The following is a 12456-nucleotide window of genomic DNA, read 5'->3' as shown; positions in this document are numbered from 1 at the left end:
TACAAAACGAAGCCGCTCGTCCATGATGCCAGTCTCTCGCCAAACCATCGCCGGGTCCTCCGGCGAGGGAGAAAACTGTCACCTATGCAATCGGTCCATTCTGTTACCTATCTATCCGGTTCGGACACAGCGTCCCTCTCCCCGTCACCATACGGGGAGAGGGTGCCGGAAGGCAGGTGAGGGGCGCCAGCGTTCGGAAAGTGTGATGCTTGCCAGTCGTCGAGCTTTGCGCATCATCGCGAATAATGCCTACCGGAAAAACCCGGCACGGAGGCGACATGCACGACGACCGCCCGAAATCCATCCTGCGCGAATTCCTCGACGGCGAGGCGACCGGCGGCATCATCCTGATGGTGGCGGCGGCACTTGCGTTGATCGTCGCCAACTCGCCGCTCGCCCAGATCTACTTCGCCGCCCTCCACGCCTATCTCGGGCCGCTCAGCGTCGCGCACTGGATCAATGACGGGCTGATGGCGGTGTTCTTCCTGCTGGTCGGCCTGGAGATCAAGCGCGAGATACTGGACGGCCAGCTTTCGACCTGGCCGCGCCGCGTGCTGCCCGGCATTGCCGCCGCCGGCGGCATGGTGGTGCCGGCGCTGGTTTATGTCGCCATCAACAGGGATAATTCCGCCGCGATGTCCGGCTGGGCGATCCCGACCGCCACCGACATCGCCTTCGCGCTCGGCGTGCTGTCGCTGCTCGGCAATCGCGTGCCGGCCTCGCTGAAGGTATTCCTCACCGCGCTCGCCATCATCGACGATCTCGGCGCCGTCATCATCATCGCGCTGTTCTACACCAGCGGCCTGTCGCTCGCCTATCTCGGCGCCGCCTTCGCGGTCATCGCCGTGCTTGTCGTGCTCAACCGCATGCGGGTTATGAACCTGATCCCCTATCTCCTGCTCGGCGCCGTGCTTTGGGTGTTGGTGCTGAAATCGGGCGTGCACGCGACGCTTGCCGGCGTGGCGCTGGCGCTCACCATCCCGCTCGAGCGCGCCGCCGGCATCAGCCACGACCTCGAGCAGTCGCCGCTGCACCGGCTGGAGCACGGCCTGCACAAGCTCGTGCCCTTCCTCGTCATCCCGATCTTCGGCTTCGCCAATGCCGGCGTATCGCTTGCCGGCCTGAGCATGGCCGCCTTGGTCGAGCCGCTGACGCTGGGCGTCGCCGCCGGCCTGGTTCTCGGCAAGCTGGTCGGCGTGTTTGGCTCATCGGCGCTCGCCATCCGGCTCGGCCTTGCCGACCTGCCGGTCAATGCCGGTTGGCTGCACATGATCGGTATTTCGCTGCTCTGCGGCATCGGCTTCACCATGAGCCTGTTCATCGGCCTGCTCGCCTTTGCCAGCGATGTGGCGCTGCAGGACGCGGTCAAGGTCGGCATCCTCGCCGGTTCGCTGGTCGCCGCGCTGCTCGGCGCGGCAGTGCTGCTGGCCGCGCCGTCGGCTGCGGGTGAGGCGGACGAAGACTAGCTTGGCGGCAGGCCGAAGCCCGCGAACAGTTGAGGTCCGAGCGGCGGCACATAGATCGTCAGGCAAGCGATTGCGCCGCCCGCAGGCTCGATGACATGCAGCGAGTGCGGCCGCCAGACAACATCCTGATGGCTCAACGCATAGACACCGACAGCGGGCTGGCCGTTGGCTCTGGTGGCCACCGTGCGATAGCCGGCAAAATTGCCCCAGACGGTCTCGAGGAAAGCGCCGATCGCCTTGCGCCCCCGGTACCATTCCCGCCATGGCGGCATGTGATAAGTGGCATCCTCCCGCAACAGGTCGACGAGGCCGTCGAGATTGTCGGCCTGCCAGGCCCGCATATAGCGTTCGAGCAGCAGGCCCTCTTCCGGGCTGGGCCGTGACCGCTGCAAGGGGCGGCCTTCAGGATATCGCTGGCCAAGCGTCGCGCGAGCCCGCTGCAGGGCGCTGTTGATCGAGGCGGTCGATCCGCCCAGCAACTGCGCGGTCTCGGCGGCCGACCACCCCAGCACGTCGCAAAGCAGAAGCGCCGCCCGCTGCCTCGGCGGCAGGAGCTGGATCGCCGCTACGAAGGCGAGTTGCACGGCCTCGCGGGTCTCGTAACGCGCTTCCGGCCCGGGCTCGGCGTCGGCAAAGGCCGGGAGCTCGGTGTCCGGATAGGGCTCCAGCCAGGCGATCTCGGCGACGGGTCCTCCGGTCGCGGGTCCATCGGAGGGCGGTCGTGCGGGCTGCATTAGAATGCGGCGCGCCGCCGCTCTCGCCTTGATGGCGTTGAGACAGCTGTTGGTGGCGATGCTGTAGAGCCAGCCGCGAGGAGAGCCGCGCCCGTCGAATTGCGACCTTGCGCGCCAGGCCTTGAGGAAAGTGTCCTGGACAAGGTCCTCGGCCTCGTTGAGCGAGCCCATCATCCGGTAGCAGTGCAGCTTGAGCTCGCGGCGATGCGTCACGGTCAAGCGCTCGAAGGCCAGCCGATCGAGGATCGGCTGGCCTGGCCGGCCCAATTGCTCAGAAGCGCCGGGAGCGTCTGTCATGCGGAGCCTGCGGGGCTGAGTTCGGCCGGCATCCTGCGCGCCTCATGCCGCCGCCGCAAGTCCGGCGCCACTCACCACGAAGGAACTGCCTTGCTGCTTCGCGGTGGCGAGCTGGACCACCGCGCGCCCGACATCGGCCGGGGTCTGCATGTCCGTCATGCTGGCCAGGAAGTCCGCCGGGCGGATGCCCATATAGGCCGAAATGCTGTCGATGCCGCGATCACCGACCCCGGTGCCGGGCATGATGCGCATCGGCGAAAGCGCCATGAAGCGCAGGCCGAGGCCGAGCCGGTCCGACTCTTTTTGGCAGTGGCCGGCCAGGAACACCTGCATGCGTTTGGCGCCGCCATAGCTGCCGGAATTCGGCGGCCCGCCGCTGAAGGCCGCCCCGCTGGAGATCAACACCACCCGGCTCCCTGGCTTGAGCCGACCCTGAAGCGCGGCCCTGCAGAACAGGAACGACGCCTTGACGTCCATCTCCCAGTTTGCCGAGAACACTTCCCAGCTCTGCTCCTGCACCGGCGCGGATGCGGCAAGCGCGCCCGCCGAGACCACCAGCACATCCGCCGCAAGCGCGTCGAAAACGGCTTCGGGCGCGCTCTCTTCCGTCGCGTCGACCGCCAGGGTCTTTACGTCCGGCTTCTCCCAGGCAAGCTGTTTTAGCGCGGCGGTACCGCGGGCGACGGCCAGCACCGTTGCCCCTTCGCCAAGCGCTGCTTCCACGATCGAGCGGCCGACACCCCGGCTGCCTCCGATGACGACGACATTCTGACCTTCCAACGATCCCATGGACCACCTCTCATTCCGGGCCGCCGGACCATCCGGTCGCGCCTGTTGATGAGGACAGCCGGGGTCAGCGGAAATCATCGGTGCGGGATCGAAAAAGTTCTCACGGGTGATCGACAAGGCTCGCGCCAAGGTCGCTGCCTGTTACCTTCTCTTCGTTTATGGCACGGCAATCGCATATGGCAGCGCCAGCCCCCGCTCCGGCCGCTGCCCGGCCACCTCTCCCCCATTCCATGGGGGCGAGGAAACGCTAACCGCCCAGGTCGCGGCCTCGGAAAGCTTGGGTTCCTCGCCCCCACTATATGTGGGGAGAGGTGGCTCGGCGAAGCCGAGACGGAGAGGGGGAGCGCAATATTCGATAGCCCTGCGTTTTCAGGGAGAAGGTGGCGACAGCCGGACGAGGAGCGGCGGAAGGCCTGCAGGATGAAGCTTCAGCCAACTCGGTCAGCCGGCCGGTTACTCGCTCTCGCCATCCAGCGCCGGCACCGAAACACCGGCAAGCTCCGCCGCCAAAAGCCGCGCCGCGCCCGCCCTGGCGATGCGCAGCATCAGCGCCTTGCGCGTCGCCGCCGCCATGCGGTGCTCCGGCGCGTCGCGCAGGATCTCCGCGCCATAGCCGTCGGAGAGGATGAAGCCGCATTCCTCCGGAAAGATGTCCGAGGGCACGCCGGGATGGGTGGCGAAGAAGAAGCGGTCGGAATGCAGCCGGTAATCGGGCCATTTGCGGTCGACGCGGAAATCCTCGATCGAGGACTTGATCTCGATGATCCAGATGTCGCCCTGCCGGGTCAGCGCGACGAGATCGGCGCGCCGGCCGGTGGCGAGCGACAGTTCCGGCAGCACATGCGCGCCCATTTCGGCGAGCAGTCGCTGCACCCCGCGTCGCACCAGCATGGCGCGCTCCGACTGACGGCCGTCGATCAAGGGGTTGATGGGAATCGGTGAGATGATGGGCATGGCTGGAACAATGACAGATTTTGTTCACGGTTTGAACCCGTCTGATTGTGGCGATTGTATATTTGACAAACCCGTTGGCGGGGCGGGAACTCGCTGGTATGAAAATGCGCATGGGTTATTGGGGGCAAGTTCGAGAGCGGGCTTGGCGCGAAGCCATCAAGGCTGCATGGGGCGACCCTTTCGCTGCCGTGAAGACAGTTGCCATTCCAGTTTTTGGTGCGGTCATTGCCTGGTTCTGGACCGGCAATTTCGACGGCAGTGCGCCAGTTCGTATCCTCGCCTCAATCGGAGGTGGTGCGGTTCTTTCGCTGGTGTTTTTCGGCATCAAGATGCTGACCATTCCAGCCAAGATGCACGCGGAAAGTCTCGAACGAATTGCCTCTCTAGAGGCGACCAAGGTCTCCACACCTGAAGCCATAGACCGAAGCTCGGTCCAAAACCTTCTGGCTCGAATGAGAGAGAAGTGTTTGGCCTATCGTTCGAAGAAAGGCGGCCCTGGCCTCGAAAAGCAGTACGAATGGGCTGACCAGCTAGTAGCGGATATCGGTGCGCTATATGGCCCGGAAGTGGTTCTAAACCTCAAGCGCGTTCTTCCGAATTTGACATCCCGCACCCTCGATAGCCTAGAGATGGACGGGCATATGAGGGCTATGGTTGGCAATCTCGACAAGCTGAAAGGTGACGTTAAGGACGGCATCTTTTCCAATGAGACGCCGGATTTGAACACCTATGTAAGGCGACGGCTTGCTGAATTGCGGGCCGAACAGGCAAGCCACGCACCCTAGCGCTTTGCCTTGCAAGCGACCCATCTGGACATTAGCGATCGTTAATGGTTGTGTCCGCTTGCATTCGCCGCTGGTGATTGCAACAGGTGGCAACCTGGCCCGCGTCTTTCCGTCCAGGGAAAGACGCGGGTTCGCCGCCTGTCCGGCGCTCAAAGGCGCGGATGCGGTTCAGCAGCCGCGCCCGGCTGAATGGAACACCCGGCAACGACTGACGGTAGGTCACGCAAGGGCGCCAATTGCACCCAAAAGAAGTCAGCGCGGAACCGTTTTCAGCCTTGAAAGGTCGAGAGCGCCGATCATATAGAAGCATATATGTTTCTTTTTGCTTTCGGGGCGGAAATGGCGGTGGACAGAGCAGTATCGAGTGGCGAGAGGCTTCCGGCCTTCGATCTCGATACGCTGCGCGAGATGTTCAGGAAGTCGGTTCGCGAGCATGGCGTCACGACAGCCGATTGGGCGGAACACGCCAGATTGTTCATCAAACAGACCACCAGCCGCAAACCCGGCAAGAAGCGTTCGCGAACGGCATAGCAGGGCCGTGGTGGTTGGCAAGGGCGCGATCCTGTCGTGGCTGCGGCGATCAGTTCGCCGTCTTGCTGTGCTCGCCGTCCACGGTCAAGCCCGCCATGTCGTCCAGGATCGGGCAGTCCGGGCGGTGGTCGCCGTGGCAGGCGTGGACCAGCGTCTGCAAGGTGGCGCGCATCGATTGCAGCTCGCGCACCTTCTCCTCGATCGCCCTGACATGGGCTGCGGCGATCTCGCGCACGTCGTGGCTGGCGCGTTCGCGGTCCTGGTAGAGCGCCATCAGCTGGCGGCAGTCGTCGATGGAGAAGCCGAGATTGCGCGCGCGGCGCAGGAAGGCCAGCCGGTGGATGTCGTCGCCGGAATAGTCGCGGTAGCCGTTGCTGGCGCGCGAAGGCGCGATCAGGCCGATCTCTTCATAGTAACGAATGGTCTTGGCCGGCAGGCCCGACCGCTCCGCGGCATCTCCGACATTCATGGCACTTTCCTCGACTTCGCCCGACCCGTCGGACCGGCCCATTGATTTTGCTTCACAATCCTATGAGTCCTGTTGCCGAAATGCCGCAGTCGCGGCCTTACCGGCAGGTAAGGTCTTGCATATAGGCAGTGCGCGCTTGGCAAGCAAAAGAAATGCCAGCATGAATGGTTTCAGGAAAAAGCGGCCGACTCGTGCCGCGATCAACGGGCTGGGCATCGGACCTATTCATGCGCTTGAAGTCTTTTGCAATCGTCGCTGCTCTTGCGCTGTCGACCGCGATTTCCGGTTGCAGCACCATCGGCTCGCGACTCTTCACCAACGACTATGGCGCGGTCACCGATGCGGGCTATCAATTGCCTCGCATCCCGATCGAGAAGGTTCCGGCGCGCTTCCATCGCCAGGAAGTGGACTACGACACTAAGGAAAAGCCGGGCACCATCATCGTCGATACCCAGAACAAGTTCCTCTACTTCGTCGAGGGCGACGGGCTGGCGATACGCTACGGCATCGGCGTCGGCCGTGAAGGCTTCGAGTGGCACGGCACCGCCCGTATCGCACTGAAGCGCGAATGGCCGACCTGGACGCCGCCCTCGCAGATGATCAAGCGCCAGCCGGAACTCGCCAAATTCGCAGGCGGTATGGAGCCGGGCCTCAAGAACCCGCTCGGTGCGCGCGCCATGTATCTGTTCAACAAGGGCGGCGACATGGGCTACCGACTGCATGGCAGCCCGGAATGGAATTCGATCGGCAAGGCGATGTCGTCGGGCTGCATCCGGCTGATGAACCAGGACATCATCGACCTCTACGACCGCACCTCGGTCGGCGCCAAGGTCATCGTGATGTAAGGACCATGATCCCGAAAAGTGGGAACCGGTTTTCGGGAAAGATCATGGTCAACTAAAAAGTTTCGTGCGCGGACCGTCTAGGCAACAAATGGACGTCCTAAAACAGAAAACCGGGCAATTCGGCCCGGTTTTTTGTTGTCTGCGGATAAGGGAACGGTGGGATTAAGCCACTTGCTCGACCTGCTGCACCTCGGGAACGAAGTGTCGGAGCAGGTTCTGGATGCCGTGCTTCAGCGTCGCCGTCGACGACGGGCAGCCGGCGCAGGCGCCCTTCATGTGCAGGAATACGGTGCCGTTCTCGAAGCCGCGGAAGGTGATGTCGCCGCCGTCCTGCGCAACCGCCGGGCGCACCCGCGTGTCGAGCAGTTCCTTGATGGTGATGACCAGTTCCTCGTCGGCCTTGTCGTAGAATTCGCCGGTCTGGCTGGTTTCGGCAGCCGGGCCGCTCGTGGCCATGACTGGCGCGCCCGACATGAAATGCTCCATGATGGCGCCGAGGATCGCCGGCTTCAGATGTTGCCAGTCGGGACCGTCCTTGGTCACGGTGATGAAGTCATAGCCGAAGAAAACGCCGGTCACGCCGGGAATCTCGAACAGCCGGCCGGCCAGCGGCGAGGCGGCGGCAGCGCCGTCGGCGTCGCGGAAATCGGCGGTGCCTTCGGGAAGCACCTCCTTGCCGGGCAGGAACTTCAGCGTCGCCGGGTTCGGCGTCGACTCGGTCTGGATGAACATGACGGTCTCCATGCCCCTTCGGGCAGAAGTTTGGAATAATTCTAAATAGGACCTATCGGCTGGACATTCAAGCGAAACGCGTCGCCCGAACGGCTGGCTGGCGGAATGTTTTTGCGGGTCTCCTGCACCCACGTTGAGATGTGTCGGGATTCAGGTCAGGCCGAGTCGAGAACTGCGGGTTCCGAGAACCGGAGCGAGGGTACTTGAAGTACATGAGCACGGAAGCGCAGGAAGCCGCCATTTGCAGGCCGGCCTGACCTGAATACCAACGCATCTCAGGCGAGGCTGTCGATCTCCTCGTCTGACAGATTCTGCGGCACCACGGTGACCGGAATGGGGAAGGCGGCGCCCCTGCCGGCCACCGCGCTGACGAGAGGTCCGGGGCCTTCCTTGCCGGCGCCCGCCGCCAGCACCAGGATGGCGATGTCCTGGTCCTCCTCGATCAGCTTGTGGATCTCGTCGGTCGGCTTGCCCTCGCGCACCACCAGTTCCGGCTCGATGCCGAGCTTCTGGCGAACCTTGTTGGCATAAGTATCGAGCGCGGCGCGCGCCGTCGCGGTCGCCTCTTCGCGCATGATCTTCTCGACCCCCAGCCAGTGCTGGAAATCGTCCGGCTCGATGACATAGAGCAGCACCAGCACGCCGCTGGTGCTCTGCGTCCGCTTCGAGGCATAGGCGACGGCGCGCTCGCATTCCGGCGTGTCGTCGATGATCGCCAGGAATTTGCGGCGGTGGCCAACTTCACGGCTGAGACGTTTGGAGACCATGTCTATCTGCTCGGTGTCAATTCGGCCGCAATCTGCCACCGCCACGGACCGGCGGCAAGCCGCCGGCCCTCATGGCAGTAGCGATCAACGAGATTGGATCGATCAGTCCTGCAAAAGGCCGATGATGTCGCGCACCGTCCGCATCGTCGATTCCGCCAGCACGCCGGCGCGCTCGCCGCCGTCCTTCAGCACCGCGTCGACATAGGCGCGGTCGCCTTCGATACGACGCATCTCGCCGGCGACCGGCGCAAGCTTCTCGACCGCGAGGTCGGCCAGCGCCGGCTTGAACACCGAGAACTGCTGGCCGCCGAATTCCCTCAGCACGTCGGCCTTGGAGATTTCGGCCAGCCCGGCATAGATGCCGACCAGGTTTTCCGCTTCCGGCCGGCTTTCCAGCCCGTCGACCTCGCTCGGCAAGGCTTCCGGATCGGTCTTGGCCTTGCGGATCTTCTTCGAGATGGTGTCGGCATCGTCGGTCAGGTTGATGCGCGACAGGTCCGACGGGTCCGACTTCGACATCTTCTTCGAACCGTCACGCAGGCTCATGATGCGCGCTGCCGGCCCGCCGATCACCGGTTCGGTGATCGGGAAATAGCCGTTCACGGTCTCCTCGCCAACCTGCATCTCGACGCCGACACCCAGAGCGGCGATGCGGTCCGAGAAGTCGTTGTTGAATTTCTGGGCGATGTCGCGGGTCAGTTCGAGGTGCTGTTTCTGGTCCTCGCCCACCGGCACATGGGTGGCGCGGTAAAGCAGGATGTCGGCCGCCATCAGGCTTGGATAGGCGAGCAGGCCGAGCGAGGCGTTCTCGCGGTCCTTGCCGGCCTTGTCCTTGAACTGCGTCATCTTGTTCATCCAGCCGATGCGCGCCACGCAGTTGAAGATCCAGGCAAGCTCGGCATGCTGCATCACCCGCGACTGGTTGAAGACGATGTGCTTCTTGGGGTCGATGCCGGAGGCGAGGAAGGCGGCGGTGATCGAGCGGGTCTGGTCGGCAAGGTCGTCATGGACGAGCTGCGCCGTCAGCGAATGCAGGTCGACGACGCAATAGATGCAGTCGGACTGTTCCTGGAGGGCGACGAATTTCTTGATGGCGCCGAGATAATTGCCGAGATGCAGGTTGCCGGTCGGCTGGACGCCCGAAAAGACGAGTGGCTTGAAGGCTGACATTTTTTCCTCATTGGCTTGTGGAGGGCCGTTTCGCGCGCGGCGAAAGTCTTTCGACGGGCGCGCTTATGGACGAAGCCCGGCATCCGATCAAGAGGCACCCAACGTGCCGATTAACGGGCTATTGACATTGGCATGCGGTGGCTACATGTTTCAAGCTACATGAAAGAATGTAGTCATGACCATCAATATCAACAACAAGGAAGCCGACAGGCTAACCCGCGCCTTCGCCAAAGCTGAGGGCGTCGGCATCACCGAGGCCATCGTGATCGCCATGCGCGAAGCCCTCGAACGGCGGCGCAACCGCGAGACGCCGTTGGAGACGGCAGCCCGGCTGAGGGCCGAGTTTGGAATTGAGTTGGGCGAGCAGGCGCGCAGGCCGTTGCCCCGCTCGGTCTATGATGAACTGTCCGGCGAGGACTGATGTTCGTCGATGCAGCCGCTATCGTTGCGATGCTGAGCAATGAAGCTGAGGCCGAACGCTGCGCGCAAGCGGTCGTGGACGCCTCGGCTCCATTCACCTCCGCAATCGCGGTCTGGGAAGCCTCAATGGCCCTATCCCGGCCGGAAAAGCTGGCAATACCGGTTGCCAGAAGCGCTGAGATTGTGACCCGTTTTCTTGAAGAGCGCGCAATTGCCTTGCGCGAGCTGCCGCCGGCGCTGGACGCGGCATCGCTATCCATCGAGGCCGCGTCGCGGTTTCGCAACAACGCCATCCGACTGAACCTGGCGGACTGTTTCCACTACGCTTGCGCACGCCACTACGCCGTTCCGATGCTTTCCACGGCCGACGAATTCAGGCTCACGGATCTGGAGACTGTTCCGTAACCGGCGGCGCTGCCTTTGCCTCGCCGCGCTTCACATTCCTGCGGATCATGCCGAAATCGGCGCCGCCGGTCGCGAAGGCGGCGATGAAATAGAGCGCAGCACCCCCCGCGACCAGTGCAAGCACCGTCGTTGCTTTCACGACCAGCGGTGAGCCGGGTCCGATCTGCGTCGCAAAATGCCGCTCCGCGAAGTAAAGCGCGGTCGCCATGATCACGGCGGACAGCACCAGCCGGGGAATGCGCTTCAACAGCGGAATGTCGCGACCCCAATGGCCGCGCCGGATCAGCACGGCAAGCAGCATCATGGCGTTGACCCAGCCGGCTATCGCAGACGCCACCGCGATGCCCGGCGCGCCCATCGACGGAAACAGCGACAGCGCGGTGGCGACATTCACGCCGACCGAGATGGCGGCGAACATCATCGGCGTGCGCGTGTCCTCTCGCGCGAAATAGCCGGGGGTGAAGGCCTTGATCAGCACGAAGGCCGGCAGGCCGAGACCGAAGATCGCCAGGATCGAGGCCACGATCGGCGTCGAATGGTTGGCGGCGAAGGCGCCGCGCTCGTAGACCAGCCGCACGATCGGCTCCGACATCACCCACAACGCGGCCGCCGCCGGCAAAGTCATGAACAGCGTGAACTCGACCGAGCGGTTTTGCAGGTTGGCGGCCTCGATCAGGTTGCCCGACTTCAACGCCCGCGACAGTTCCGGCAACAGGACGATCGCCACCGCCACGCCGACGACGCCGAGCGGCAATTGGTAGATGCGGTCGGCATAGGCCAGCGAGGACACGGCGCTGTCCTGCGCCGAGGCGATCGCCGTGCCGATCAGCTGGTTGATCTGGGTGATGCCGCCGGTGATCGCGGCCGGCAGCGCCAGGATCAGGAGCCGCTTGACGCTCGGCGTCATCTTCGGCCGGCGGAAGCCGATCGAGATGCCGGCATGGCGCACCGCCACCCAGACGATGGCGAGTTGCACCACCCCCGCCGCCAGCACGCCCCAGGACAGGCCGAAGCCGACGTCGTGCGCATCCAGCCCATTGTACCAAGCGTAGCCGAGCACGCCGATCAGGATGATGTTGAGGAAGACCGGCGCCACCGCCGCGGCGAAATAGCGGCGCAGCGAATTCAGCATGCCGGCCATCATGGCGCCGAGCGACATGCAGATGAGATAGGGGAACATGATGGTCGCAAGCGTGACCGTCGTCTCGAACTTGCCCGGCGTGTCGGCAAAGCCCGGCGCCACCAGGTAGCGCACGATCAGCGGCATCGCGAACTCCATGGCGATGGTCAACGCCAGCAGTGCCGTGAACAGCACGCCGAACACTTCCTCGGAGAAGCGCTTGGCGCCCTCGGTGCCATGCGTCTCGATCTCCTTGGCGAACAGCGGCACGAAGGCGGCGTTGAAGGCGCCCTCGGCGAACAGCCGGCGGAAGGTGTTGGGAAACTGGAAGGCGGCGTTGAAGGCGTCGGCCACCGGTCCGGTGCCCAGCGCCGCCGCCATCAGCATCTCGCGGCCGAAGCCGAGCGCGCGGCTCATCAGCGTGCCGGAAGCGACGGTGGCGAATTTCTTGACAAGGCTCATGCGCGGGGAGACTGCCTGTGCGATTGGGACAAAGTGATGGTCACTCGGCGGCGGCCTTGGACTTGCCGCCGCGCTCCGGCGCGATGCCTTCGAGCGATTCGATCAGCCGCTTGTGGATGGTGGCCATGCGCGTCGGGCTGTCGATCTTCTGTCCAGTGAGGTCGGTGACATAGAAGGTATCGATGACCTTCTCGCCGAAAGTGGTGATGTGCGCCGATGCAATGTCGAGCGACAGATCGGAAAGCGCCCCGGTGATCTCGGAGAGCAGGCCGGGCCGGTCGAGCCCCTCGATCTCGATGACCGAGAAGCGGTTCGACAGCGTGTTGCGGATCTCGGCCCGCGGCGGAATGCGGAAGACCTTGGCGCCGCGCTTGGGCTTGGTGCGCTTCTCGATCATTTCCGGCAGCCAGGTCTTGCCCGACAGCACGTCCTCGATCAGCCGGCCGACCCGTTCGGCGCGCCGGCGCTCGTCCTCGTCGAGGTCGAATTCCCTCGAAATCAGGATCGTGT

General features: G+C 63.9%; 15 protein-coding genes. 5 read left to right on the top strand and 10 right to left on the bottom strand.

Annotated features, from left to right (window positions below):
* Positions 1-278: 278 nt before the first annotated feature.
* Positions 279-1466, top strand: a complete 1188-nt coding sequence (nhaA, locus tag EOA33_RS09685) for a Na+/H+ antiporter NhaA (RefSeq protein ID WP_127405521.1) — start codon at positions 279-281, stop codon at positions 1464-1466.
* Here nhaA and EOA33_RS09680 read toward each other — a convergent pair.
* The 3 genes from EOA33_RS09680 to EOA33_RS09670 all read right to left on the bottom strand — a co-directional run bounded on the left by EOA33_RS09680 (position 1463) and on the right by EOA33_RS09670 (position 4240).
* Positions 1463-2497, bottom strand: a complete 1035-nt coding sequence (locus tag EOA33_RS09680) for an RNA polymerase subunit sigma-70 (protein WP_127405520.1) — start codon at positions 2495-2497, stop codon at positions 1463-1465. The genes nhaA and EOA33_RS09680 overlap by 4 nt on opposite strands.
* A 42-nt stretch (positions 2498-2539) precedes the next feature.
* Positions 2540-3286, bottom strand: a complete 747-nt coding sequence (locus EOA33_RS09675) for an SDR family NAD(P)-dependent oxidoreductase (protein ID WP_126056819.1) — start codon at positions 3284-3286, stop codon at positions 2540-2542.
* Positions 3287-3739: 453 nt separating this feature from the next.
* Positions 3740-4240, bottom strand: coding sequence for an MmcB family DNA repair protein (locus tag EOA33_RS09670; RefSeq protein WP_189347525.1), 501 nt, complete (start codon positions 4238-4240; stop codon positions 3740-3742).
* A 98-nt stretch (positions 4241-4338) separates the two neighbouring features.
* Here EOA33_RS09670 and EOA33_RS09665 point away from each other — a divergent pair, with 98 nt between their 5' ends.
* On the top strand, positions 4339-5025 hold the full coding sequence (locus EOA33_RS09665) for a hypothetical protein (RefSeq protein ID WP_127405519.1): 687 nt from the start codon (positions 4339-4341) through the stop codon (positions 5023-5025).
* 252 nt (positions 5026-5277) lie between these two features.
* Here EOA33_RS09665 and EOA33_RS38955 read toward each other — a convergent pair whose 3' ends face one another.
* Both EOA33_RS38955 and cueR read right to left on the bottom strand, forming a co-directional pair.
* Positions 5278-5577, bottom strand: a complete 300-nt coding sequence (locus EOA33_RS38955; protein WP_127405518.1) for a hypothetical protein — start codon at positions 5575-5577, stop codon at positions 5278-5280.
* A gap of 28 nt (positions 5578-5605) precedes the next feature.
* Positions 5606-6025: a Cu(I)-responsive transcriptional regulator gene (gene cueR / locus EOA33_RS09655; RefSeq protein ID WP_127405517.1), complete on the bottom strand. Its 420-nt coding sequence runs from the start codon at positions 6023-6025 to the stop codon at positions 5606-5608.
* Between the two features lie 227 nt (positions 6026-6252).
* Between cueR and EOA33_RS09650 the strand changes: the two genes are divergently transcribed.
* The gene (locus tag EOA33_RS09650) at positions 6253-6870 is read left to right on the top strand and encodes a L,D-transpeptidase (protein ID WP_126056815.1); all 618 of its coding nucleotides are present in this window, start codon (positions 6253-6255) and stop codon (positions 6868-6870) included.
* Positions 6871-7032: 162 nt separating this feature from the next.
* On the opposite strand, the gene EOA33_RS09645 is transcribed toward EOA33_RS09650, so the two are convergent.
* The 3 genes from EOA33_RS09645 to trpS all read right to left on the bottom strand — a co-directional run bounded on the left by EOA33_RS09645 (position 7033) and on the right by trpS (position 9539).
* A complete protein-coding gene (locus EOA33_RS09645; RefSeq protein WP_127405516.1) occupies positions 7033-7602 on the bottom strand; it encodes a NifU family protein in 570 nt (189 codons plus the stop codon).
* 275 nt (positions 7603-7877) lie between these two features.
* Positions 7878-8369, bottom strand: coding sequence for a universal stress protein (locus EOA33_RS09640; RefSeq protein WP_127405515.1), 492 nt, complete (start codon positions 8367-8369; stop codon positions 7878-7880).
* Between the two features lie 102 nt (positions 8370-8471).
* Positions 8472-9539 carry a tryptophan--tRNA ligase gene (trpS, locus tag EOA33_RS09635; protein ID WP_127405514.1) on the bottom strand — a complete coding sequence of 356 codons (1068 nt, stop codon included), beginning with the start codon at positions 9537-9539 and terminating at the stop codon, positions 8472-8474.
* Between the two features lie 175 nt (positions 9540-9714).
* On the opposite strand from trpS, the gene EOA33_RS09630 reads away from it, so the two are divergent.
* Both EOA33_RS09630 and EOA33_RS09625 read left to right on the top strand, forming a co-directional pair.
* Entirely contained in the window at positions 9715-9960 is a 246-nt protein-coding gene (locus tag EOA33_RS09630; RefSeq protein WP_127283976.1) for a type II toxin-antitoxin system VapB family antitoxin, read from the top strand.
* Entirely contained in the window at positions 9960-10364 is a 405-nt protein-coding gene (locus EOA33_RS09625) for a type II toxin-antitoxin system VapC family toxin (RefSeq protein WP_127283977.1), read from the top strand. Before EOA33_RS09630 ends, EOA33_RS09625 begins: the two co-directional genes overlap by 1 nt.
* Here EOA33_RS09625 and murJ read toward each other — a convergent pair.
* Positions 10339-11946, bottom strand: coding sequence for a murein biosynthesis integral membrane protein MurJ (gene murJ / locus EOA33_RS09620; protein WP_127405513.1), 1608 nt, complete (start codon positions 11944-11946; stop codon positions 10339-10341). The genes EOA33_RS09625 and murJ overlap by 26 nt on opposite strands.
* A gap of 40 nt (positions 11947-11986) precedes the next feature.
* On the bottom strand, positions 11987-12456 hold a 470-nt coding region (locus EOA33_RS09615; protein WP_127405512.1), incomplete at its 5' end, for an ACT domain-containing protein.

Origin of the sequence: Mesorhizobium sp. M4A.F.Ca.ET.050.02.1.1, assembly GCF_003997725.1 — a bacterium.
Classification (GTDB): Bacteria; Pseudomonadota; Alphaproteobacteria; order Rhizobiales; family Rhizobiaceae; genus Mesorhizobium.
The sequence above is the reverse complement of the archived record's forward strand: the minus strand, read 5'-3'. Positions and strand labels throughout refer to the sequence as shown.

Excerpts from the sequence above, each read along its gene's own strand:
- nhaA (WP_127405521.1), top strand. The coding sequence starts at position 279 with ATGCACGACGACCGCCCGAAATCCATCCTGCGCGAATTCCTCGACGGC.
- EOA33_RS09680 (WP_127405520.1), bottom strand. The coding sequence starts at position 2,497 with ATGACAGACGCTCCCGGCGCTTCTGAGCAATTGGGCCGGCCAGGCCAG.
- EOA33_RS09675 (WP_126056819.1), bottom strand. The coding sequence starts at position 3,286 with ATGGGATCGTTGGAAGGTCAGAATGTCGTCGTCATCGGAGGCAGCCGG.
- EOA33_RS09670 (WP_189347525.1), bottom strand. The coding sequence starts at position 4,240 with ATGCCCATCATCTCACCGATTCCCATCAACCCCTTGATCGACGGCCGT.
- EOA33_RS09665 (WP_127405519.1), top strand. The coding sequence starts at position 4,339 with ATGAAAATGCGCATGGGTTATTGGGGGCAAGTTCGAGAGCGGGCTTGG.
- cueR (WP_127405517.1), bottom strand. The coding sequence starts at position 6,025 with ATGAATGTCGGAGATGCCGCGGAGCGGTCGGGCCTGCCGGCCAAGACC.
- EOA33_RS09650 (WP_126056815.1), top strand. The coding sequence starts at position 6,253 with ATGCGCTTGAAGTCTTTTGCAATCGTCGCTGCTCTTGCGCTGTCGACC.
- EOA33_RS09645 (WP_127405516.1), bottom strand. The coding sequence starts at position 7,602 with ATGTTCATCCAGACCGAGTCGACGCCGAACCCGGCGACGCTGAAGTTC.
- EOA33_RS09640 (WP_127405515.1), bottom strand. The coding sequence starts at position 8,369 with ATGGTCTCCAAACGTCTCAGCCGTGAAGTTGGCCACCGCCGCAAATTC.
- trpS (WP_127405514.1), bottom strand. The coding sequence starts at position 9,539 with ATGTCAGCCTTCAAGCCACTCGTCTTTTCGGGCGTCCAGCCGACCGGC.
- EOA33_RS09630 (WP_127283976.1), top strand. The coding sequence starts at position 9,715 with ATGACCATCAATATCAACAACAAGGAAGCCGACAGGCTAACCCGCGCC.
- EOA33_RS09625 (WP_127283977.1), top strand. The coding sequence starts at position 9,960 with ATGTTCGTCGATGCAGCCGCTATCGTTGCGATGCTGAGCAATGAAGCT.
- murJ (WP_127405513.1), bottom strand. The coding sequence starts at position 11,946 with ATGAGCCTTGTCAAGAAATTCGCCACCGTCGCTTCCGGCACGCTGATG.